This window comes from Marinobacter sp. (assembly GCF_965229985.1).
Lineage (GTDB): Bacteria > Pseudomonadota > Gammaproteobacteria > Pseudomonadales > Oleiphilaceae > Marinobacter.
Genome location: NZ_OZ245935.1, coordinates 513,371 through 536,696, shown reverse-complemented (window position 1 = coordinate 536,696; position 23,326 = coordinate 513,371). Strand labels below are relative to the sequence as shown.

The window sequence follows — 23,326 nt, the reverse complement described above, 5'->3', positions numbered from 1 at the left end:
TCGAGGTTCAAAATGCTCAACATGGACTTTTCCAAAAAGGTGGTCGTTCGCACCGCCGAGCAGGAGTGGGTTCCCAGCCCTGCTGGTGGGGTGCTGAGAAAGCCCCTGGCCAGAGAGGAAGCAGAGCGTGGCCATGCAACCAGCGTGGTCCAATACGAGCCCGGGGCGTCCTTCAAGCGACACGAGCACCCCCTGGGCGAAGAAATACTGGTTCTCGACGGCGTATTCTCCGACGAAACCGGCGACTACCCGGCTGGCACCTATTTGCGTAATCCGCCAGGCAGCGGGCACGCTCCGTTCAGCAAGGAAGGCTGCACTCTGCTGGTCAAACTTCATCAGTTCGATGAACGTGATCGGTCGACGGTGCGCATAGACACCCGTAATGCAGCCTGGCTTCCGGGTATCGGTGGCCTCGAGGTGATGCCACTGCATGAGTTCGAGCACGAACATGTGGCTCTGGTGAAGTGGCCTGCCAACGAGGTTTTTCAGCCTCACCGGCACTTCGGAGGTGAAGAGATTCTCGTGCTGTCCGGAGAATTCTGTGACGAGCATGGCCGCTACCCCGCCGGCACCTGGATTCGCAGCCCGCATTTGAGCCAGCACCACCCATTTGTTGACCAGGAAACGGTCATCTGGGTGAAAACCGGTCACCTACCGATCGAGGCGAAATAAAAAAGGGCCCCGAAGGGCCCTGAAGTGGCTAAGAGATCGCTGTGTGTTGCCAGTTGTGCCTGCTGAACGCGTCGTTGCTTGCGCCTTCAGATACCGGGCTGAAGAGTGTCTCTTCATCCGCGGGAACCGCAAACACGTGGTACGCCTCAGGGCCAAATGGATCCAGTGCCGTATCGAGGTACTCGAAGCTGTCGGGCACGGGTTCTCCCGAGAAAGCGACTCTGAACTGACGCTCAAGGGTTGGTGTGGTTACAGACAGTGGCTGCTCCACCCAAAGGTAAACGGCCTTGTGGGGCACGATGTATTCGCTGCGCACCACCCTGTAACCCTCTTTGAGCGTGAGCGTAGTCGGCTCTTTGCCCGGTTCCAGACGGAATTTGTGGATGGTTTTCATAGCTGCTGCTCCTCTTTGGGTTGCTGCCTTTCACAACTCAATAATGAACAGGAACAGGGTTCGATAAAATAAGCTTTTGTGAGCCTTTATCATCGATAAATTCGATGCAATCAGGCTTGCTGGTTTTCTGCGTGAGCTTCAACAATCGCACGAACGCCCTCATGGGCGGTTTTTCGGCCTCGGGTAATGGCAAATAGCTCATCCATGACGTCGTCGATTGAGGCAATTTGCTCAACCTCATATTGACGACAGACCTCCTTGCGGATTGATGTCGGCGCTGCAAAAACGCCATAGCCCTGGCTGCCGAACACTTTTATCAGGGCGCTATCGTCCACCCGGGCGACGAGCTTCATACGAACCCCTTTCAGGGAAAACCAGTTCATCAGTCGTTCGAAATATGGCGCATCGGTGGCGTTGGCCAGCAGCGGCTGACCATTGAGGGATTCCGGAAACCCCTTCTTCAGTTTTTTAGCCAGCGCCGGTGCTGCAAACAGACTCATGCTGGAGCCCGCCAGCGGGTGGACCGTGAGATTGCCCTCTTCCTGCAACTTCGGCATGCGGTCTGTCAGCACCAGGTCCAGTTCCTTGCGTTTCAGGCTCAGTACCAGATCTTCGGTACGGCCCGTCTGACACTCGAGCTGGATTGAGCGCTCGCCCGCCATGGCAGGCTGCAGCAAGTAGTAGGCAATCAATTTGTGTATCGAAGCAGAGACGCCGGCGCGCAGTGTCAGCGGACGCTCGGAGGGATCGAGCCGAAGGGTTTCGGCGAGTTCGCCAGTCAGGGCAAAGATGTCGTCAGCGTACCCCAGGATCAGACGCCCCAGGTCCGTCAGGATCAGCTTGCGCCTTTCCCTGACAAACAGTCGACCACCCACCGAGGCTTCAAAGGTGGCCAACTGGCCGCTCAGGGTCTGTGGTGCCAGTTCCAGGACTTCGCTGGCCCGGGCAATTGATCCTTCGCGGCTGATCACCCAGAAGTAATAGAGATGGCGGAGATTAAGCTGGTCCATTGCTCTGCCCTGTTCCCGGTTCAGGATGGCCGGGGGATCTTCAGAATCTCACCGAAGGTGACATATTCGCTTCCCCCGAGACGACCAATCGGGTCAATGGCAGCGCCATCGAAGGTCAGACGGTTCTTGTCATCGTATCGCGCTGCCTCATCCGATACCCATACCCGGGTAACTTTCCCGAACACGAGAGACTGTGGCGCGGCACCAATTTCCTTGATGTCATAAAGCTCACAGGCAAAGGCCACATGACAGTCCTTGAGCCGAGGCAAACCTGAACCCTCGAAATCCACCAGCTCCAGATCAAGGTTTTTCAGCTCGGATTCGCCATGGGGCAGAGTTCGTGAAGATTCAGTGACCGCTGCGGCGAGATCCCGGTGAGCGATATGAACAACAAAATGCTTCCTGGCCTCGATATTCACCCGGGTATCCTTGGACACACCTTCCGCCGGCTTTTTGCCAACCGAAATCATCAGCAGGGGTGGATTACTGGTGATGGGCGTAAAAAATGAAAACGGTGCCAGATTGAAGTCGCCATCCGGATTTTCACTCAGCACCCAGGCCACAGGCCGAGGGATAACCGTCTGGGTCAGGATGTGGTAGGCGTCCTTCGGATCCATACCCTCGAAATCTATAAGCATCATTCTCTCCCGTTAACTGCAGCTTCGGGCGCTCGCTCCCGCAACAGCCACAGCGTCATCAATAACCCGTGAATTATGAGGAAAGGCACTGCAACCATGACCAGCCCGCCCCAGCCGAGCCAGCTCAGAATGGCGCCAGCAGACAGCGCAGCGGTGGCCTGGGAACCGAAAACCATCATGTCGTTCAGCCCCTGCACCCGGAAACGCTCCGCATCCCGATAGCCCCGGGGCAACAGCGTTGTGCCGCCAACAAACAGGAAGTTCCAGCCAACACCCAGTAATAGCAGTGCTGAAAGATAGTGATGAAAACTCACGCCACTGGCCGCCAGGGCAATGCAACCCAAATACGCCAGTAGTCCCGCTGCCATCATCAGGGGAATGCCCACAACGCGGGTCAGCCAACCGCTGATCAGCGACGGCAGGTACATGGCCATGATATGCAGCTGGATCACGCGTTTGGCATCGTCGAGGTCATGCCCGGCCATCTCGGTCATACTCAGCGGCGTTGCCGTCATTATGAAACTCATTACCGCATAGCCAATGGCGGCCGCACTGATGGCAGCCCAGACCAACGGGTTGGTGAGAATTTCCCGCATGGGACGCCCACCGCCTGGCTGTGATTCCTGAACCCGCTCAGCGCCCGCCCGATAACCAGCACCCAGAATCAGCAGGGCTGCGCCCTGCACTACCGCCAGGCCGACCCAGCTAACCAGGAACGGATATTGCTCCGCTGCACCGCTTCCCAAACCGGCCACTTCCGGCCCGAGCCAGGCCGCCACCAGACCACCCAGAAGCACACGAGCAGCCGCGGAGCCAGCCATACCCGGCGCCACGGATTCCATTGCAGCAAACCGATACTGATGAACCACCGCCAGACCCGTACCGCCCACAACCGCTGCCAGGCACAGCAGCGAAAACAGGCCAGACCAGGACGCAAGCGCTCCAAGAAGACCGGCCACAATGCCCATGATCGCGCCCATCAGCATCACACGCTTGCGCCCGATGCGTTCCATCAACCAAGTTGCCGGCTTTATGGCCAGCACTGTGCCGACCACCACCAGACCCACGGGAAGCGTTGCGTATTCAGGCGCCGGAGCGAGCATTCGGCCCTGAATACTGCCGATAAAAACAATGAAGGGCGCTGTGCACATGGCCAGCGCCTGGGCGGCAACCAGGACCCAGACATTGAGGGGCATGGGTTACTTTTTCCTGTAGATGATTCCGGGATGGCACTGCACCATCTCGTAGAGGTGGGGCAAGCCGTTCAGAGACTCGGAGGCACCCAGAACCAGATAACCGCCGGGATTCAGGGTGGCGTGCATGCGGGTAAGAATGTCCTTTTTCAGATCCGCGGAGAAATAGATCAGAACATTCCGGCACATCACGATATCGAACTTGCCGAGCATGTAACGCTCCAGCAGGTTCAATTCCTTGAATTCCACCATGCTCTTGATCTGCGGCTTGATCTGCCAGCCACCATTGAGGGACGGGGTGAAGAACTGCTTTTGTCGCTCTGGTGACAAGCCCCGGCCAATGGCGATCATCTCGTACTCGCCCTTGCGGGCTACTTCAAGAACGCTTTTGGAAATATCCGTGGCGGTGATTTTCACATCACGGAGCTTCCCGGGCCTCGCCCGCCGGAACTCCTCCACGATCATGGCAATGGAGTACGGCTCCTGGCCGGTTGAGCAGGCCGCCGACCAGATCCGGAGAGGCTGGCCCGAACTGCGCTCAGCAAATTCAGGAAGCAGCTTTTCCTGAAGTATCCGGAAAGGGTGATTGTCACGGAACCACAGTGTCTCATTGGTTGTCATCGCATCGATGACGACTTCCTTGAGGCCGCCCCGTCCGGGACGCTTGAGGCGCTCAAGGAGCTCACCCAGGGTGTTCAGGCTGTTCTCTTCAAGAATCCTGCGCAACCGGCTTTTTACCAGGTACTGTTTGTTCTCGCCCAGTAAAATCCCACAGGCATCCTGCAGGAACGATTTGAAGGCTTCATATTCCTGTGGCGTTATTTCCGCTTTCATTGGGTCTCTGTTCTGAGTGAATCTTTGAGCGGCTCCATCAACCCTGGTCGATGATTTCCATCACCCGCTCTGCCAGCTCGTCCGGACTGAACTTTGCCATAAAGTCGTCGGCCCCCACCTTCTTCACCATGGCCTGGTTGAACACACCACTGAGTGAGGTGTGGAGCATAACAAACATTTCTGCCAGGGCCGGGTCACCTTTCACCTTGGTTACCAGGGTATAACCATCCATTTCCGGCATCTCGACATCGGAGATGATCAATGAGAAGTGGTCCCGTGCCTTCGACCCGTCAGAAGTCACCTCCTTCAGGTATTCGAATGCCTGCTTTCCGTCGTTCTTTGTTACGACCTCCATCCCTATGGCGGTCAGACAACGTTCAATCTGACGACGGGCAACCGAGGAATCATCCACCACCAGCACCGGAAGATGGCCCGGTACCCGCTCTGCGCTCTTGCTCAGAACGGCCTCGGTGACATCCTCCCCGAGCGGAGAAACTTCTGCAAGAATCTTCTCTACATCTATGATTTCGACCAGCTTATCATCAATTTTGGTGACGGCGGTAAGGTACACATCCCGGCCTGCACCCTTCGGGGGAGGCAGGATGTCCTCCCAGTTCATGTTCATGATCCGGTCGACGCCGGTTACCAGGAAACCCTGTGTTTTCCGGTTGTACTCGGTAATGATGACAAAGCTGGTAGCCAGTTCCTCCTGGGGAATACCGGGCAAACCAATGGCCATACTCAGATCAATAATGGGGATGGTCTCGCCGCGACTGTGGGCGACGCCACGGACAACCGGTCGACTGTTTGGCAGTGATGAAAGTTTTGGACACTGCAGGACCTCTTTAACCTTGAAGACGTTGATCCCATAGATCTGTCGCCCCCTGAGACGGAAAAGAAGGAGCTCAAGGCGATTCTGCCCCACCAACTGGGTTCGCTGGTTAACACTGTCCAATACTCCTGCCATTTTGATTCTCCTGGCCTGCCGGAATTACAACGGCATATATCTTGCTGGTCACTGAATAATAGCGTGATCGACGGAAACCCGTCATATCAGCGGCGGATTAGCCAATGTAACGGCCACTTTCTCCGAATCCTTAGCCTGATTCGGGCTTTTCTGCCCTGTTGTTGACAGCATAGGACAAACTGATACGTATGCGCATCACCAATTTCGCCCTACTACTGCTAATGTCTGGCTTGAGCGGCCCGCTCCTGGCTGCGACCACCGCTGAGCAGATTCGCAATGCGACCCTGGAATTTCTCGACAATTTTGCCTCTGAACAGGCCGAAGAAGGCTACACCGTTTCCTTCGAGCCTGGCTCGATCGACAACCGGCTTGCCCTCGCCGAATGCGAGCAGCCTCTGAGTGTCGAATTCAGCGGAGATCCCTGGAAAAGCACCAGTCCTTCGATGCTGGTGGCCTGCGAAGGAACACGCCCCTGGCGGATGTTTGTGACTGCGTCCGTTTCTATTCACGGGCCGGCCCTGGTGGCGGCTCGACCGCTCACGCGGGGAGAACGAATTACCGGTGACCTGCTGAGCCGCCAGTCCGTTGAAGTCAACGCGTCCAGACGCGGCGTTATTACCGCCGCCGACCAGGCCATAGGCATGGAAGTGCGGCGGGGGATCAATGCGGGCTCGCTGATCACCCCGGACATGCTCTCTGCTCCGAATGCGGTAGAACGGGGTGACCATGTTATCATCACCGCCAAAACAGGCGGATTTTCAGTACGTTCCCGGGGCAAGGCGCTGGCTAGCGCAAGCGTTGGCGAGCAGGTTCTGGTAGAGAATCTGCGTTCGTCCCGCACAATAAGGGCCAACGTTGTTGCGCCAGGCCACGTCGAAATTCCGATGTAGGACAGGGTCGGCAGAAGCTTGCCGGAGCGGCAAACCTCTGCCACAAACCCGGTAGTAAAAACAGACGAAAAAACTACTGAAAAGTACTAAAGGTTTTCGCGGCGCCGCCGTTAAGAAGACATAAACTCGAGTAAGCGCCGCACTTCGTGGCGCGACAGGCAAGCAGGTACAGATATGTCAGTTGACTTAAATGGAATTGGCCCCGGCCAGGTCAACACCCAGAGAACCACGGCCGACAAGAGCTCCGGCACCCAGAATACACAGCCGGCGACCAACGAACAGGCGAAAACCCAGGCCCAGGGCGCCCGGGGTGAGAACGTCAGCCTGAGCAATCAGGCCAAGAATCTCAAACAGCTTGAACAGAAGCTGGGCGATTATCCGGAAATGGATGATGATCGCATTGAGCAGATCCGCTCCGCCCTGGAGAATGGCACTTACAAGATTGACGCTGAGAAACTGGCCCAGAAAATGCTTGAGATGGATGAAAGCATTTTCGGGTGAGTAAATCATGGCCGCAATTGATGATCTGAAGACTCTTCTTTCCCAGGATATCAGTCAGCTGGAAACACTGGCTGATATTCTCGAAAGGGAAAGGACCTGCCTTGCAAGTTCCGACCTCCGCCAACTGGAAGCTCTGACCAAAGAGAAGAACGAGCTACTGGGCGCCGTTCGCGAGCGCGCCAAACAGAAAATCCGGACACTGGTTCAGATGGGGTATCGCCCCGAAAGCGGTGAGCCTTCCCGGTTTATCCGCAGCGCCGGTTTCTCGGAGCTCTTCCAGCTCTGGCAGGAAGCGGACCAGAAACTTCGAGCCTGTCAGACGCTGAACCAGACCAACGGTCGGGTGATTAGCCACCTGCAGAAACGCCTGTCCAGGCTTACCGACATTTTCCGAGGTGCCACGGGTCAGCAGAAGCTCTACGGCGCCCAGGGGCAGCAGACCACAGTATCCAGCAGCACGGTACTCGCCAGCGCCTGACGATGGCCCTGGCGAGCCATGCAGGCAGAATTATCAGGTATAGTCATCGGGTATAGATGGTCATCTGGGAGTCCGGATGGAAACGGATGTCATGGATACTCACGTTACCCATTGAAGCACCCTGGCTGCCGCTGACCCGGATATTGTCCATCCGGATTTCCTCGATACGCTCCGGGAACGCCAGCATCAAAGCCCCATCTTCCCTGACCCGGTACCTGGGCTCCCCCTCGCGGTAGTGCACGCCAGAAATGCTCAGGTCTGAATCAATAAAGTTCAGAACCGGTACGAAGATGTTGGCGGTAAGCTTCAGGCCCTCGATGACATCCGCCGATCCGTCTCCAGTCGGATTCTCCGCCATACTGCTGACAACGCCGATACGCTCCAGCAGCGTCGGATCCCCCTGGCCGGAAATTGTCGCCAGTTCACTTTCACTCAGTGGGGCCAGATTTCCCCTCTCATAAAGCTCTCCTGCTTCAAGCGCCGATTGTGACGCTTCAGCCGAATTGCTCGCCGCAAAGGTAACCAGGGGCTGAAATGGCAGCGTCACCATCGTGACCAGGGCTGCTGCATTACGATAACGGGATTGGTGCTTGAGGACCCGGTAGAGTTCCTTTTCGCTGATCCAGCCAGCCTGGATGAACACCTCACCAAGGCGCTGCCCGGTTTCACGCTGAAGTCTCAGCCCCTCATCCAGCTGCCCTTCGGACAGATAGCCGCGATTGATAAGCAGTCGCCCGAGGCGTGATTTCTCTTCAAATCCCTGACGGATTCTCACCCAGTGTCTCCTTTTGAATAGTGAAAACCGTACAACCCGGCCCGGCCAATGTTATCCATGACTTCCGATACCCGGAAGGTTAGACGATCACGACACAATGTGCGTGGATACAGTCACCGTTTTACCATCACCTTCTGGTAAGATCTGGCACCTGGTAACAGAATTCGCTGAATTGTCGCAGGAAAAACACCTGCGAATAACACAGAGAGCGGTTGCAAATGATAAACAAGGTAAAACCCCTGAAAACTGTGACTCCCGTACTGCTTATGGCCCTCACCTTGCTGATGCCGGCCTCCACGGCAATGGCCCAGAGCAACGACCAGTCCGCCAGCGAACCCCTGCCAATGGTTCGCATGGTGACCAGCGAGGGCGCCATTGAACTTCAGCTACGACCGGATGTCGCCCCGGACACGGTTGCCAATTTCCTGCAATATGCCCGGGACGGTTTTTTCGACGGCACCATCTTTCACCGTGTCATTCCCGGATTCATGATCCAGGGCGGTGGCTTCACCGAGGACCTCTCCCGGAAATCGACCCGGGCGCCCATCCGCAATGAAGCGACAAAAACACTGCCAAACCTCCGTGGAACCATAGCTATGGCACGGACGAGTGCACCGGACTCGGCAACGTCCCAGTTCTTTATCAACCTTTCTGATAATGGGTTCCTGGATGCCGGCGTGCGCGGCCCGGGCTATGCGGTTTTCGGCAAGGTTACCCAGGGCATGGGCGTTGTCGACGCCATCGCCCGCAAGCAGACCACCCGCAAACAGGGCATGGCTGACGTGCCGGTTGAACCTGTGACCATCGAAACCGTCACCGTGGTTGAATCCGAAGGCTGACAACGTGACTCGGCCACCACTGCCCCCGGCGATCGAGCCCGCTGAACTTGTCTGGCACGATGGGGTCCCGGAATCGAAGCGGTTTGGCGATGTCTACTTCAGCCGTGACAATGGCCTGGAGGAAACTCGCCACGTGTTTCTGCAGCACAATCAGTTACCGGAGCGTTTCTCGCAGATTCCCGAGGGCGTGAGTTTCGTTATTGCCGAAAACGGCTTCGGGACCGGACTGAACTTTCTGGCAGCCTGGCAGGCCTGGCAGAGCAGCGCGCCAGCCCATACAGCTACCCTGCACTTTGTCTCCGTCGAGCGTTTCCCGCTGACCCGGGAAGACCTTACCCGAGCCCTGGCTTTGTGGCCGGAACTGAAGACACTGGCTGACGAATTGCTGCTGCATTACCCGCCACTGGTGCGAGGCGTTCACAGACTGGTCCTGGCCGGTGGACGGGTTCGACTGACGCTGTTCTTCGGCGACATCAATGACGCCTGGCAATCCCTCGATTTTCACGCCGACGCCTGGTTTTTGGACGGTTTTGCCCCCGCCCGCAATCCGGACATGTGGCTGGAAAACACCATCTGCCAGGTCCGCGCCCACAGCAAGCCGGGAACCACCCTGGCGACTTTCACTTCGGTTGGCCGGATCCGTCGGGCCTTGGTGGAGGCCGGATTCCGTATGGAAAAAACCTCCGGATACGGCCGCAAACGGGAAATGCTGAAAGGCATTCTGGAGGCGGAGCGCCCAGTTCAGCCGGAGCGTACCGGAACCATTGCCATCCTGGGTGCGGGCATTGCAGGCTGCTCCCTGGCTCGCAACCTCGCGGAGCGGGGCCAACCGGTGACACTGGTCGATACTGATGGACCGGGAGCCGGAGCTTCCGGAAATGCCCAGGGTGCTCTGTATGTGAAGCTTGGGGTGGAGTTCAACGACCAGACCGAACTGGCCCTCACATGTCTGACCTTTGCCCAGCGTTTTTACGGCAACTGGCGCGGACAGTACTGGCATCCGACCGGGCTGCTGCAGCTGGCTCACAGCCCGCAGGAAGAAGACCGACAGGCAAGATTCCTCCAGCGCAACGATTATCCCCGGGACATTTTCTGTCCCGTGAACCAGGAGCAGGCCAGCGCGCTTGCAGGCGTGCCCACGGAATCTGGCGGGCTCTGGTTTCCCCGCAGTGGTTGGCTAGAACCGGGAAACCTGTGCAAAGCCCTGGCACACCACCCGCTGATATCCACTGCGTTCGGAGTTGAGGTTAGCCGGCTGTTGCCTTGCAACGGACAGTGGCACATCTCCATGGCAGAAGGATCACCCATCGTGGCTGACCGGGTGATCATCTGCTCAGGTCATCTGAGCCCGGACCTTATCCCGGCTAAGGGCCGCTTCCGGCTGAAGGCCATACGTGGCCAGGTTACACACCTTCCCGCATCGGCCATCATGAGCCCGAAGGCCGTTATCTGTGGCAATCGGTACATGAACCCGAGTCTCGGAGATTTCGCCGTAACTGGTGCCACCTTTGACTTGCACGACAATAACCCGTTGCCCGCCACCGGAAGCCATGAAGAAAATATCCGCGAAGTCGGCTCAATGCTGCCGTCGCTGTTTTCTTCCAATAGCGACAAGCCAAGGGGCAAGGATCTGGAAGGCCGGGTCGCCTTTCGCTGCACGACTCATGACTATCAGCCCGCTGCAGGCCCGGTATTTGACGGCGAAGGCGCTTGTCTGGATGACCTCTACCTGTTTACCGGCCTTGGCAGCAAAGGCCTGAGCTACGCTCCGCTACTGGCCGAATATCTAGCCGACCAACTAACCGGGCAGCCTGTTTGTCTTCCGGCGAACCTCGTCAAACGTCTGGAAACCCGACGCCTGTACAAGACCGATATGGCGGTTTCGTAATAAACTCCCTCTGAAGTTCCCGGTCAGACTGCCGATAACCTGTGAAACGGTGGCATAGTCACGGAGAAAGCCCATGTCCATTTTTGTCAGCGAACCCGGCCGCCCGGTCGGAACAAGGCTACCGGAGACATTCCGGGCAAGGCCCGTGGGTGACGTCACCGAACTGGCAGAAACCCAGGCGATCAATCCGGGCAGGAGTGAGGCAACCGACGCCGAGTTTCAGCAGGCAGCCAATGCCGGGCGCTATAAAGCACTGGAGGAATACGGTGCAGCAGCAGCCGGCGAGCGCCGTGAAGACCGCCCTTACCTGCCCGTGTCCAGTATTTCGTCGCCGGCACTGTACTCCGTACCTGCTTCAGCAACCATTTCCGAAGCCCTGTCAGTGATGGATGAGCATCAGGTTCATCACCTGGTGATCATGGCGGAAGACAACGTGGCCGGCCTTGTCGATCTTCGCTGGCTCCTTGGCTGGCTTCACGAACATGAGGCCGATGCCATGAGCCAGAGCCTGGTTCACATTGAGCTTCCCGCCTTCCTGACGGCGTCTCCGGAGACCGATGCCCACCAACTGGCAAGGCTTATGCTCGCCCACCAGCTGAACGCCGCTTTGGTGGTAGACGCCAGGGGCGCAGCCGCGGGCATCGTAACCAGCACGGACTACCTGAGGCTCTACGCCAGCGCCGGCCGCCATGAGGGGACGGTTTAGCTTCTGCGGGTTAGTTCAAGGGCGTCAGCAGTTGCCCCTCGGGGCTGAACAGAAGCACGTACCAGTTGCCGCCCGTTCTGCTTAACGCCACAATCTCGTCATCCCGGTAATTCTCCAGATCAAGGATTTCGGAGTTGTCCACGGCGAGCTGATAGCGCCAGTCATTCCTGAACCCGGATTCTTCATCCTCCGTCTCCACCTCCGGAACCAGCGATACCCGGGCAACAATGCCCTGCTCCAGGCCGGAAACAAGATCTTCACTCGCAAAGTCCCCGTTTGTTTTACCCGAAACAACAATGTCACCGTCAAAGGCAGTCAATCCCTGAAGCGTTTCATCGGCCTGATCGTTGTCATCATTCAGGGAGAACGCTCGACTAACGATGCCCGAGGAGGAATAACCCAGCAGGAAGCCAGCGGTGCTGGGAAGCGACTCCCGCTCCAGTTCAGGATCCTCTTCGTCCTGCTCCAGCACCGAGTACAGCCCATCACTGGCGCCGATCAGCCAGAGCGTGCTGCCCTGAAACAGACCACCGGAAACCGGTTCATCTCCGGCCGTGCCCACCTGGTTGACACTGAGCTCGCTGGCCGCACTGGACGCGTTGAAGAAGAAGGCGTCAATGCCACCTATGACAGGAGCCCCTTCCACAGAGCCCGCAGCGGAACCAAACAACCCCGGGCTGATGGATTGCGTAGTGCCCCCAGCGACACTGTCATCGGCAGCCGAGCCAGCCTGGCGGGTCCAGGCCACAGCGGGCTGCTGGGTATTGCCGTCGAGCTCGGTATCAATGCGCTGAAGGAAGCTGTCGATACCACCCGATGCCTGCTGCTGATCAAAAACGCCATCGGTCTCGCCTGCCAACACCACATAGCCGGTGTCCCGGTTGATTCCGGCCCAGCGCACCTGATCGTCGGCCTCAGTGCCCGTCCGGATGGCCCAGGTTTGAATGTACTCGCCCCCGTTGGCGGCTGAATCAAACCAGTACAGAGATGTTACGACATCCTGGCCACCAAGTGCGGTTGTACCCTCAACCGCCTGGTCAGTGCTGTATGCAACAACAAACTCGAATCGGTCTACCTTGGTCCCGCCCTGGGTCACCTTACGCTGCACAACGGTGATGACCGGATCTGGCGCGATCAGGCTGTCACCGGCGGAGGATATGGCCACCTGCTGAAGCTGCACACCACGTTGATCGAAGATCCGCACCAGCACCCTGTCGTTATCCTGGCTGTCGTAGCCTGCAACAAACAGCCTGCCGTCGTGACCCACGGCAATGTCCGTGGCAACGAAACCATCACCATTATTCAGCACCAGGGGCGATGTCAGCTCGTTAAGGCTGACCCGGATCAGGTTGTCAGATTCAGCCCGGGCGTAGTCCTCGCGGCCGGCCTGGAAGTTCTCATTAATGCCCAGCAATATGAATCGGTCACTGAAGGCCGGATTGGCGTAACTGCCCGCGGGTACCCGGATCCGGAAAGGCACTTCATTGGTCCCCTCAGGGAAGACCAGTTCGTCGTTCTCAACCCAGTTACCCTCTTCCAGCCGCTCGATAACAAACTCTGAATCAAGCCGCGCCGTGGAGTCTTCGGTATGGCTGAGTTTGGCAAAGATATCCCGGTCTCTGTCGCCGGAGAGCCTGGCAACGTACTCGCGCACATCGCCGACATTCAGGGTGTCCCTGCCCCCACCTTTTACAGTTTCCAGGGACAGAACGGGCTCGTTATCCTGAATGGAAAGATTGGTTACCACGCCACCGTTTCCGCTTCCGAGACCCGCCAGACCGGAACGCACTTCAGTCAGTGCCAGCCTGAGGGATTCAACGGGCTCCGGGAAACTGTCCTCAACCACCTCAAGTGGCAGGTAGCATTCGGTAATACCGGGTTCAAGCGTGATTACCCCACGGGTGTAGAAGCCCTGCTCATCAAGCTCATACTCGATATAGTCGAGTTCGCTCTCGCCGGTCTCATCCTGCGGCATCGAACTGTTGCTGCCCAATCCAACGATGTCCTTGCCGAGAATGGCATCACCTGCGTTGGAGGCACTGTGGTCACAATTCTGGTGCGGAGGCGAGAATCCGACGTCGCAACTGGACGCGTCGTAATCAGACAGAAGCTCGAAGGCCACTGCCACTCGGGTTACGGAGGGTTGATCCAGGACAACCTTGACGTAAACGCGGCGCGTCGGAAGTGTCAGATCCCTGGTGCCGGACACCGAGCCGTCTTCGTTGTACAGGTTAACGGTAAAGCTGTGCTCACCCTCGGTTTCCAGATCCGGCAAGGCGCACTGTTCACGGTTGCTTACAGGTATTTCAGGACTCTCCCCCTCCGTGAAAGGTTCGGCATCCAGAGACATAACGTTGTATTTTACATCGATATCGAACGGCTGAGCGCCGGCCATGCGGCCGTCGGTTGTTACCAGGTTGATGCCTTCGGTCTTTCCCAGATCGGCTTCGCCTCTGCTACCGCCCGTAAGACCGGGAACACCGCGCATAATGATGCCCTGGCGGGCCTTGTTGCTGGTGTCCTCAAGCGCCAGCCAGGACGGCGCATTGGTGAGGGAGTAGTCAAGGATATCTTCGCCACCGTAGGCCCCGAAGTTGTAGGAGTACTCAACGCCGAGATAAGCAAACACTGGGGGTACGCCGAGAATGGTGGGCTGATCGGGATCTTTTTCCGTCTTGCAGCCAGACAGTCCAAACGAAAGCAGGACCAGAACGACAAGTTGGCGAACGGGATGAATGCGGGAGTAAAAATCGGCGCCCATGAAAAAAATCCGTTTCTATCGTTGTTGTTATGGCAGCGACCGTCCGGATGAAGCAGAAAACACCGGACGGTTTACACACCGTTACAGAACAACGCCATGGTAGCCAATTTGATACGCAGGGGATCTGCGCGAGTTCTCAGATTCGATTAGCCCGCGTCCAGGCCATGCTCTTCCAGCAAAGCGACAAGGCCTGCCTCATCCAGAACAGGCACCTCCAGCTGTTCCGCCTTGGCAAGCTTGGAACCGGCGGCCTCGCCGGCTACCACGCAGGCGGTCTTTTTGGAGACGCTTCCGGCCACCTTGGCCCCCAGGGCTTCCAGCATCTCTTTGGCTTCATCTCTGGTCATTCCGGAGAGTGTGCCAGTCAGCACCCAGGTCTGGCCTTTAAGGGGCTTGTCGCCTTTCTGGATCTGCTCTTCCTGCCATTCCACGCCGGCTTCGCGCAGGGCTTCGAGGGTTTCCCGGTTATGGGTCTGTTCGAAAAAGCTCCGGATATGGCCAGCAACAATGGGCCCCACATCGGGAACTGTCTGAAGGCTCTCCTCATCGGCTGCGGCAATGGCCTCCAGGGTCCCGAAGTGCCCAGCCAAAGCCTTGGCAGTGGCCTCTCCCACCTCTCGAATGCCGAGGGCGTACAGGAAGCGCCATAGCACCGGTTTTCTGGCCCGATCAATGGCAGCAACCAGATTGGCGGCCGACTTTTCCCCCATCCGCTCAAGTTTGACCAGATCGTCGGTTGTCAGGCGATACAGGTCGGCGACGGTTTCCACCATCCCCTGATCCACCATGATGTCGATCCACTTGTCGCCCAGGCCTTCAATGTCGAGGGCTTTCCGGGAAGCATAGTGGCGAATGGCTTCCTTTCTCTGTGCGGGGCAGAACAGGCCGCCGGAGCAGCGGGCAACCGCTTCCCCTTCGATCTGGACAACATCCGAATCACACACCGGGCACTGTGAGGGTAGCTCCACTTCTTTCGCGCCTGGCGGACGTTTATCCCTTACTACCTTGACCACCTGCGGTATCACGTCACCGGCGCGGCGGATAAAGACGGTATCGCCAATATGAACATCCAGGCGGCGGATTTCGTCCATGTTGTGAAGGGTGGCGTTGCTAACGGTCACGCCGCCGACAAACACAGGTTTGAGCCGGGCCACCGGGGTAACGGCACCGGTTCGACCAACCTGGAACTCCACGTCCTCTATTACGGTGAGCTCTTCCTGTGCCGGAAACTTGTGCGCAATCGCCCAGCGCGGCGCCCTGGAGACAAAACCCAGGGCACTCTGCTGGTCAAGACGGTTCACCTTGAACACGATGCCGTCAATCTCGTAAGGCAGAGTGTCCCGTTTTGCCATTAACTCGCTATAGGCCTCCAGGCATTCCTCGACCCCTTTCGCCTTGCGCATCTCCGGATTGATCCGGAAACCCCAGCTTTTAACTCGCTGGAGGCCATCCCACTGAGTGTCTGGCAACAGGCTTTCATCAGTTACCGCCACGCTGTAGGCGCACATTTCCAGGGGGCGCCTGGCCGTTACCGTGGACTTTTTCTGCCTGAGACTTCCGGCTGCTGCGTTTCGGGGATTAACGAAGGTTTTCTCTCCACGCTCTGCCAGTCGTCGGTTCAGTTGTTCGAAACCGTCCTTGGGCATGTAGACTTCACCACGGACTTCCACCAACTCCGGCACATCGTCTCCGCGAAGCTTCAGTGGTACCGACGGGATCGTCCTTATATTGGCGGTGATGTCCTCCCCGGAATAGCCATCCCCCCGGGTAGCGGCGGTGGTCAAGGCGCCCTTCTCGTAATGCAGACTGACCGCCAGCCCGTCCAGCTTGGGCTCGCAGACGTATTCCACGTCTTCGCTAATACCGAGCCGATCTTTTACCCGACGGTCAAAGTCACGCAGTTCGTCTTCACTGAAGGCATTGTCCAGCGACAGCATCGGCAGCCGGTGAACCACCTCCTCAAAACTGGTTTCCACGGCACTGCCAACACGCCGGGTCGGTGAATTATCTGAAGCCAGCTCTGGATAATCGGTTTCAAGGGTCTGTAATTCCCGGAACAGCCTGTCGTATTCCGCGTCGGGAATACGGGGGTCATCCAGCACGTAATACCGGTAGTTGTGGTCATCAATAACCGAACGGAGTTCTTCTACACGCTGGATAACGTCGGGCGTGGCTTTGCTCATGGACTGGCACTCTCGTCTCTCAAAAAAATGCCCGGAACAAACCGGGCATCTGGCCGTCTTTTACCGCCTGGTTTCAGACTCTCTGGGAGCGCTGCTTACGCTCAAACTCCCGGATTCTCTGGCGACAATGCTCGATCGTTTGAGGGGTCATCACGCTGCGGCGCTCATCCTTCAGCTCGCCGCCGAGGTTGCGAACCACTGCCTGGGCGGTTTCGAGCATGAAGTCAAACGCCTGCAGCGCATTGGTGGGCCCTGGCATACTCATGAAAAAGCTGATCCCGGGCGTTGTCAGGGCCGGCATATCCCCCGGCTTGAAAGTACCGGGTTCCACGGCGTTGGCAACACTGAACTGGACGGGGCTGGTGGTGTCGGATTCTTCATGACGATGGTAAATATCCATGTCTCCGTGCTCCAGACCGCAGGCTTCGAACAACTTCTTGAGAGCCGGTCCCTTGAAATCCTCGCCGCTCTTCGCCAACACGTTGATCACAATAACTTCGCGGGCCTCAGGGCGATTCGCGCCTGCCAGAGGTTGACCTTTAGCCGGTCTGGAGGGCTCCCGCCGGGCGGTGTCCTCTTCCACTTCGGTCGTGACCGTGGGCGGAACTGCTTCCACCTCGTCTTCAATGGCGCCCCAGCCTGAATCGAGCTCGGTTTCATCAGGCTCCTGACTGGACAGTCCGAAATCGGGCTCTGACTCCACGGACTCTTCATAGCGCTCGGCCCCTGGCTCGGATTCCGGTTGCGGCTCCGGCTCTTGCGACTCTGGCTTTTCCGATTTCGCAGCGGCCGTCACCGGACGGGTCGGCTTGGGTTTCGGAGACCCGAACCGGCTGGTTTTTTCACGCTTTACATAGCCGCGCTCTTCGAGGGTATCGCGGGAAATGGTCCGTGCGCCGCCATTGGGCAACTCGGGGTTGTACTCGTCATCAAGTGGCGAATCCTCGAGCTCATCGGCGCCCATACCGGATGAAATCGCCATGGATTCCTTCCGGGCACGCCGCATTCGGCGCACACCATCAATGACAATGCCGATAATGACCAGGGTACCGATGGCAATTAACCATTCCCTAAGTGACATAGTGCTGCTGTCCTGTTTGCAGATCCCGTAACGTTGCTACTCTAAGAAAAGCCCGTAGTGAATACAACGCACACCCGGGCCAGATGGCGTTTTTGTCATGGTTGCCCGATTTCTGAGCAGCCTCAGGCCTCCGCCAGCGCCGCGGCCTCGTCCACATCCACCGATACCAGTCGCGAACAACCCGGTTCATGCATGGTCACCCCCATCAGTTGATCCGCCATCTCCATGGCAATCTTGTTATGGGTAATGTAGATGAACTGAACCTGTTTCGACATTTCCTTGACCATGTTGGCATAGCGCCCCACGTTAGCGTCGTCCAGCGGCGCATCCACCTCATCCAGCATACAGAAGGGTGCCGGGTTCAGCTGGAAAATCGAAAATACCAGGGCGATAGCCGTAAGCGCCTTCTCGCCGCCTGACAACAGGTGGATGGTGCTGTTCTTCTTGCCGGGCGGCCTGGCCATGATCGCAACGCCGGTTTCCAGAAGATCCTCGCCGGTCAGTTCCAGATAGGCGTTACCGCCCCCGAAGACCTTCGGGAACAGTGCCTGCAGACCGCCGTTCACCTGGTCAAAGGTTTCCTTGAAGCGTTGCCGGGTTTCCCGGTCTATCTTCCGTATGGCGTTGTCCAGTGTTTCCAGGGCTTCCATCAGATCTTCGTGCTGGGAATCCAGGTAGGTTTTCCGCTCACTCTGAACCTGGTATTCCTCAATAGCCGCCAAGTTGATCGCACCGAGCCGCTGTATGCGATTACCGATACGCTCAAGCTCGTCCGCCCAGTCTTTCTCGTTCGCACCTTCAGGCAGCTGGGAAAGAATATCCTGCAGCTTGACGTCCAGCTCCTTGAGCTGCTCGATGTGGTTGCCCGAGCGGATCTCCAGGGCCTGGGATTCCATTTTAAGTTTTTCGAGCCGGGACCGGACTTCCTGAATGCGATGATCGGTGCCACTTCTGCCCTGTTCCTTTTCGCGGACCTCCCGGTCGATTTCTTCCAGGGAATCGCGGGCTGCCCCGAGTTTTTCCTCTTCGGCCAGTCGACGGTCCAGCAGCCCTTCAAGCTGCATCTGAAGATCTTCAATGGGTTCCTCGGCGCTTTCCCGGGACTCCCTCAGAATCTCCAGACGCTCATCAATGCGTTCCTTCTGAAGCTGCATCCGGTCGATGGTCTGCCTGAGGCCGTCACGCTGACTGTGAAGAGTCTGGAGCTGAAGCTGCAACTGATGTGCGTGGTCACGGTCGTGCCGGGCCTCCTGCCGCAGCCGGTCAAGGTTCTCGCGCAGACTGTCGCGCTGCTCGAGAAGCCGTTCTTTTTCTTCGTCGCTGTCTTCCGTGGACGCCAGCGCCTGCTGCCACTCTTCCCGGGCCTCCTGCAGACTCTCTTTCTGGCCCTCCAGGTTTTCAGAGACATCTTCAATATCGTCCCGGATTCGCTGCAAACGGGCATCGATCTGCTCGGCGCGGGCTCGCAGACCGCTAACCCTGGACGACAAGGTGCCCAGCTCACGGTCTGCCTCGCTCAGACGGGTCTGGGCCTCGTCCCGGGCGGATTCCGAGCGTTCGGCTCGCTCGTGCAGTTCATTCAGTCTCTCGTTGGCCGCCTCCAGTGCTTCCTCCGCTTCAGCCAGCTGCGAGGTCAGCTCAGTTACTTTCTTCTGTCGTTCAATCACCCCGATCTGGCCGGCGTCCGAGTCCGGCATCAATACCCAGTCCCGGGACACCCAGACGCCTTCCGGTGCCATCAGGCTCTGGCCGTCCTGAAGGGCTGATCGCATGCCCATGGCATCAGAGACGGTTTCTACCGCGTCGATGCCACGAAGCAACGAGGCAATTCCCGGTACGCCTGAGACTTTTGCAGCCAGGCCGGTATTGCCAGTCTCAGCAGCCGCCCCGGCTTCAACGAGGGCCAGCCCCTTTGGTGCTTCTTTCATGGCCGATGAAAGCTGGTCAATATTGGGGAGACACAGCCCCTGGGTAAACCGCCCGATAACCTGCTCAACCGCAAACTCCCAACCATCGGCGATCGTGAGCTGGCTGGCCACCCGGGGCATATCGCTCAGGGCGTTCTGTGCAAGCCAGGATTGCAGAACATCATCTCCGGCCCCCATCTGCTCATCCAGCAGCGCCTGCTGAGACTCCAGTGACGCGCGAAGACTCTGGACCCGCTGGCGTTCTTCAGATACGGCCTGTTCTGCGTCCCGCTGGTGCTGCCGGGCGTCGTAGAGCTCGTCCTGAATCGCTGCAATGCGCTCGGCTGCTTCCTCGCGTTTCAGTTCCAGCGTTTCCTGCTGCTCCAGCAATTCTTCCAGCTCCGCGCGATCCATCTGGCCTTCCAGCAATTCCTGCTCATCCTGCAGTTTGCGTTGGCGAGTGAGCAGTTGCTCGATGGCATCCTCGAGGGAGCGAATCCTGGACTGGGCCAACTCGGCCTGGCGCCGGGCATCGGAAGAGCGGGCGCTGAAATCTTCCCACTGGTGCTGCCAGTCGCTCATCGCGTCTTCAGCCTGCTGCAGTTTCTCGCCCGATTCCTCTGAGCGTATAGCCAGCGCTTCCTGTTCGGGCTCCATCATGTCCAGCTCTTCCTGGATTCCCGACAGTTTGTCCTCGTCCTGTTCAAGCTCTCTGGCCAGTTCGCGTTGGTTGGCCATTGCCTGGTCCAGCTCCGCGGCCATCTGCCGGCTTCGTTCGCGCTGATGCTCAAGGCTTTGCTCAATTCGGGCGATATCGGCACCGGCTTCGTAATAGCGGGCCTGCGCCCGGTTAAAGTGCTCGGTGCGTTCCTGATGATTGTCTCTCAGGGACTCCAGAGAGGTCTCGAGGCTGACACGCTCGGTCAGGTATTTTTCGAGCTCAAGTTCGGTATCCCGGATCTTGCCGCGCCAGGCTTGCAGGTCATTGTCGAGGGATTGCCAGCGGAGTACTGTCAGTTCGGCTTTCTTCTGGCGCTCTTCCTGCTTGTACGCCTTGTACTTTTCCGCCGCTGCCGCCTGGCGCTCCAGGTGCTGCAATTGCCGGCCCAGCTCTTCCCTCAGATCCGTTAGCCGCTCCAGGTTTTCCTGGGTGCGACGGATACGATTTTCGGTTTCCCGACGCCGCTCCTTGTATTTCGATATGCCGGCCGCTTCCTCAATGTAGATCCGAAGTTCCTCGGGTTTTGCCTCAATCAGCCGGGAGATCATGCCCTGCTCAATGATGGCGTAGCTGCGAGGGCCCAGACCGGTACCCAGGAACAGATCGGTAATGTCACGGCGCCGGCATTTGGAGCCATTCAGGAAATACTCGGACTGCCCTTCCCGGGAGACCCGGCGGCGAACAGAGATTTCGTTGAATTTCACGAATTCGCCAGGCGCGGAACCATCACTGTTATCAAATACCAGTTCGATGGAAGCCTGGCCAACGGGCTTTCTTGCACTGGAGCCGTTGAAGATGACGTCTGTCATGGATTCGCCGCGCAGATACTTGGCGGAGCTTTCACCCATAACCCACCGAACCGCATCGATGATGTTGGACTTGCCGCAACCATTCGGGCCAACAACGGCAGTCATGTTGGAGGGGAACGGCACCGTGGTGGGATCGACGAAGGATTTGAAGCCGGACAGTTTGATGGACTTCAGACGCATATCAGGCGCTCGCTTCCTGCCGGAGAATCGTCAACACCTGCTGCCGCTGGTGTTCCCCAAAGGCCTGAATTACCGCTTGTAGACGCTCAACATCGTCATCAATGGCCGCATCTGCCAATTGCCGGAAGAAAGTCGCCGTTTCACCAATTTCTTCCCGGAAATGCTCCAGTGCCACAAAGTAGGTGCGGCTGATGGCTGGCCTGAAATTCTCAAGAGTTTCCTCCAGAAAGGGGTTTTCAACCAGCCCGTAGGCGTAGCGCATAACCCCGAACCCGGCGTCAATGACCTGCTCGGCGGCGTCCGCGCTGGTGGCGTTGAGGGCGTCGATCACTGCCTGCAATTCGCGCACCTGCCCCATGACCCCGCCGAGCTCCTTACCGGACCAGCGTTCAAGCACCTTTCGCCCGAGCATACAAAGCAGATCAATGTAGATGTCATAGAGGCTGTTGACACTTTCGGGCGTCAGACTCGAGACCACAGCACCCCGCCGTGGGAAAATTTCGATCAGGTGCCGCCTTTCGAGAATAAGAAGCGCTTCGCGCACCGAGCCACGGCTGACATTCAACTCTCCGGACACCTTCAGTTCCTGAATGCGTTCGCCGGGTTTGAGATCTCGCGTGATTATTCTTTGTCCAAGATGCTGGGCAATTTGTTCAGACAGACTTTCCGGGGCCTGAAACCTCATAAAGTTGGTCACTCATTCCTGAAGACGGCACGATTTCAAACGCAGAAGTTTACCACAGGGAATCTATTGCCCCATCCCCTTGTCTGACATTTTGCACAGCACAAGGAATCTGCCGGCAATCTACTGCCGGTTTTTTGACGGCAACCAGAGGATCAACGTCCAACACTTCAATTTTGGTTGAATTTTGGATTCCTATCCGTTGTTTTTACTGGACTTTGTTAACTAGGCACGGTTTCTGCTAAACACAGCCAAAGCACTGTAAACTTCTGCGACAGAGTGAACCGTAGTGAAAAACATACCGTCGATCCAACAGTCTCCCGCCCAGCCCCAGAAGCTGGCGGCGCTGCGTCAGGCACATCAGGACTGGAACAACACGCCGGATGTGCTCACCAGGCTGACCCGCCGGCTTTCTACCACCCTGTCGCTGGAGCAACAGCTTGCCATCCTCGCTGAAGAGCTGGTGGCTATCGTGCCTTTTACCGCGCTTAACTATCGACACAGGATCGGTAAACAGGATTTCGTCTACGCCACCGGCATGGGCGGCCCCCACCGTTGTGAATATCGCCTGAGCCTGGAAGGTGTCAATTACGGAACACTGGCCCTGCAGCGGCGCCAGCGGTTTTCGGAGCAGGAACTGGAAGGCGTCGAGATGATTCTCAGCGCGGCGATCTGCCCGATTCGCAACGCCTGCCAGTACGTTGCGATTGAGCAGGCGTCGCTGACCGACTCACTGACCGGCATACCCAACAAGCGAGCCCTGGATGATGCGCTACAGCGTTCAAGTGTGCTGTCTGAACGTCACGGCGAACCCTACTCTCTGGTGCTATGCGACCTGGATCATTTCAAGACGGTCAACGACACACATGGCCATGTTGTCGGAGACCATCTCCTACAACTTGCCGCAGCCGAGATCGAGAAGTCTATCCGCACGTCCGATACCGTGTATCGATTTGGTGGCGAGGAGTTTGCCATCCTGTTGCCACACACTTCCGAACAGGATGCCAGAGATGTAGCAGAACGGGTTCGAGAGGCAATCGCGGCCATCCGGGTGGATGGCGGCGAAAAGGAACTGAAGGTAACAACCAGCTGCGGCGTCGCAACGTTCTTGCCCAAGGAATCATCCCAGGCGTGGCTTGCCAGGGCCGACGAGGCGCTGTATCGAGCCAAACACCAGGGCCGGAACTGCACCCGGGTGTTTGCCACCATTTCCTGAC

Annotated in this window: 20 protein-coding genes; 8 read left to right on the top strand and 12 right to left on the bottom strand. The window is 57.8% G+C overall.

The features are described 5' to 3' along the window. The first annotated feature begins 12 nt into the window (after positions 1 to 12). The gene (locus ACO06L_RS02480) at positions 13 to 672 is read left to right on the top strand and encodes a cupin domain-containing protein (RefSeq protein ID WP_202346675.1); all 660 of its coding nucleotides are present in this window, start codon (positions 13 to 15) and stop codon (positions 670 to 672) included. Between the two features lie 28 nt (positions 673 to 700). Here the strand turns inward: ACO06L_RS02480 and ACO06L_RS02475 are convergent, their stop codons facing one another. The 6 genes from ACO06L_RS02475 to ACO06L_RS02450 form a co-directional block, all read right to left on the bottom strand. Beyond that, positions 701 to 1,066: a DUF7352 domain-containing protein gene (locus tag ACO06L_RS02475; RefSeq protein ID WP_202346676.1), complete on the bottom strand. Its 366-nt coding sequence runs from the start codon at positions 1,064 to 1,066 to the stop codon at positions 701 to 703. A gap of 110 nt (positions 1,067 to 1,176) precedes the next feature. Then, complete coding sequence (locus tag ACO06L_RS02470) at positions 1,177 to 2,076, bottom strand: LysR family transcriptional regulator (RefSeq protein ID WP_202346677.1); 900 nt, start codon at positions 2,074 to 2,076, stop codon at positions 1,177 to 1,179. Between the two features lie 20 nt (positions 2,077 to 2,096). After that, entirely contained in the window at positions 2,097 to 2,717 is a 621-nt protein-coding gene (locus ACO06L_RS02465; RefSeq protein WP_227715811.1) for a flavin reductase family protein, read from the bottom strand. Next, positions 2,714 to 3,910, bottom strand: coding sequence for an MFS transporter (locus ACO06L_RS02460; protein ID WP_202346678.1), 1,197 nt, complete (start codon positions 3,908 to 3,910; stop codon positions 2,714 to 2,716). The genes ACO06L_RS02465 and ACO06L_RS02460 overlap by 4 nt, the downstream gene beginning before the upstream one ends. A gap of 3 nt (positions 3,911 to 3,913) precedes the next feature. Then, positions 3,914 to 4,741: a CheR family methyltransferase gene (locus ACO06L_RS02455; RefSeq protein ID WP_202346679.1), complete on the bottom strand. Its 828-nt coding sequence runs from the start codon at positions 4,739 to 4,741 to the stop codon at positions 3,914 to 3,916. A 37-nt stretch (positions 4,742 to 4,778) separates the two neighbouring features. After that, positions 4,779 to 5,708: a chemotaxis protein CheV gene (locus tag ACO06L_RS02450; RefSeq protein WP_202346680.1), complete on the bottom strand. Its 930-nt coding sequence runs from the start codon at positions 5,706 to 5,708 to the stop codon at positions 4,779 to 4,781. A gap of 188 nt (positions 5,709 to 5,896) precedes the next feature. Between ACO06L_RS02450 and flgA the strand changes: the two genes are divergently transcribed. The 3 genes from flgA (at position 5,897) to ACO06L_RS02435 (ending at position 7,577) form a co-directional block, all read left to right on the top strand. Continuing rightward, positions 5,897 to 6,598 carry a flagellar basal body P-ring formation chaperone FlgA gene (flgA, locus tag ACO06L_RS02445; protein WP_202346681.1) on the top strand — a complete coding sequence of 234 codons (702 nt, stop codon included), beginning with the start codon at positions 5,897 to 5,899 and terminating at the stop codon, positions 6,596 to 6,598. A gap of 174 nt (positions 6,599 to 6,772) precedes the next feature. Further along, complete coding sequence (gene flgM, locus ACO06L_RS02440) at positions 6,773 to 7,099, top strand: flagellar biosynthesis anti-sigma factor FlgM (protein ID WP_064228116.1); 327 nt, start codon at positions 6,773 to 6,775, stop codon at positions 7,097 to 7,099. Between the two features lie 7 nt (positions 7,100 to 7,106). Next, positions 7,107 to 7,577: a flagella synthesis protein FlgN gene (locus tag ACO06L_RS02435; protein ID WP_202346682.1), complete on the top strand. Its 471-nt coding sequence runs from the start codon at positions 7,107 to 7,109 to the stop codon at positions 7,575 to 7,577. 43 nt (positions 7,578 to 7,620) lie between these two features. Here the strand turns inward: ACO06L_RS02435 and ACO06L_RS02430 are convergent, their stop codons facing one another. Further along, positions 7,621 to 8,352 (bottom strand): pilus assembly protein PilB, encoded by a 732-nt coding sequence (locus ACO06L_RS02430; protein ID WP_202346683.1) that lies wholly within the window; start codon positions 8,350 to 8,352, stop codon positions 7,621 to 7,623. Between the two features lie 218 nt (positions 8,353 to 8,570). Here ACO06L_RS02430 and ACO06L_RS02425 point away from each other — a divergent pair, with 218 nt between their 5' ends. From ACO06L_RS02425 to ACO06L_RS02415, 3 genes are all read left to right on the top strand, one after another. Then, positions 8,571 to 9,191 (top strand): peptidylprolyl isomerase, encoded by a 621-nt coding sequence (locus ACO06L_RS02425; RefSeq protein ID WP_202346684.1) that lies wholly within the window; start codon positions 8,571 to 8,573, stop codon positions 9,189 to 9,191. A 4-nt stretch (positions 9,192 to 9,195) separates the two neighbouring features. After that, on the top strand, positions 9,196 to 11,079 hold the full coding sequence (gene mnmC / locus ACO06L_RS02420; protein WP_202346685.1) for a bifunctional tRNA (5-methylaminomethyl-2-thiouridine)(34)-methyltransferase MnmD/FAD-dependent 5-carboxymethylaminomethyl-2-thiouridine(34) oxidoreductase MnmC: 1,884 nt from the start codon (positions 9,196 to 9,198) through the stop codon (positions 11,077 to 11,079). 73 nt (positions 11,080 to 11,152) lie between these two features. Beyond that, complete coding sequence (locus ACO06L_RS02415) at positions 11,153 to 11,785, top strand: CBS domain-containing protein (RefSeq protein ID WP_202346686.1); 633 nt, start codon at positions 11,153 to 11,155, stop codon at positions 11,783 to 11,785. A gap of 10 nt (positions 11,786 to 11,795) precedes the next feature. On the opposite strand, the gene ACO06L_RS02410 is transcribed toward ACO06L_RS02415, so the two are convergent. The 5 genes from ACO06L_RS02410 to ACO06L_RS02390 all read right to left on the bottom strand — a co-directional run bounded on the left by ACO06L_RS02410 (position 11,796) and on the right by ACO06L_RS02390 (position 22,112). Continuing rightward, entirely contained in the window at positions 11,796 to 14,546 is a 2,751-nt protein-coding gene (locus tag ACO06L_RS02410) for a hypothetical protein (RefSeq protein ID WP_202346687.1), read from the bottom strand. Positions 14,547 to 14,692: 146 nt separating this feature from the next. After that, positions 14,693 to 16,729, bottom strand: coding sequence for an NAD-dependent DNA ligase LigA (ligA, locus tag ACO06L_RS02405; protein WP_202346688.1), 2,037 nt, complete (start codon positions 16,727 to 16,729; stop codon positions 14,693 to 14,695). Between the two features lie 73 nt (positions 16,730 to 16,802). Further along, positions 16,803 to 17,810, bottom strand: coding sequence for a cell division protein ZipA (gene zipA, locus ACO06L_RS02400; RefSeq protein ID WP_202346689.1), 1,008 nt, complete (start codon positions 17,808 to 17,810; stop codon positions 16,803 to 16,805). A 122-nt stretch (positions 17,811 to 17,932) separates the two neighbouring features. Continuing rightward, the gene (gene smc, locus ACO06L_RS02395) at positions 17,933 to 21,427 is read right to left on the bottom strand and encodes a chromosome segregation protein SMC (RefSeq protein WP_202346690.1); all 3,495 of its coding nucleotides are present in this window, start codon (positions 21,425 to 21,427) and stop codon (positions 17,933 to 17,935) included. Position 21,428: 1 nt separating this feature from the next. Beyond that, complete coding sequence (locus ACO06L_RS02390; protein WP_202346691.1) at positions 21,429 to 22,112, bottom strand: GntR family transcriptional regulator; 684 nt, start codon at positions 22,110 to 22,112, stop codon at positions 21,429 to 21,431. A 286-nt stretch (positions 22,113 to 22,398) separates the two neighbouring features. Between ACO06L_RS02390 and ACO06L_RS02385 the strand changes: the two genes are divergently transcribed. Then, positions 22,399 to 23,325 (top strand): GGDEF domain-containing protein, encoded by a 927-nt coding sequence (locus tag ACO06L_RS02385; RefSeq protein WP_202346692.1) that lies wholly within the window; start codon positions 22,399 to 22,401, stop codon positions 23,323 to 23,325. The last annotated feature ends 1 nt before the right edge of the window (position 23,326 follow it).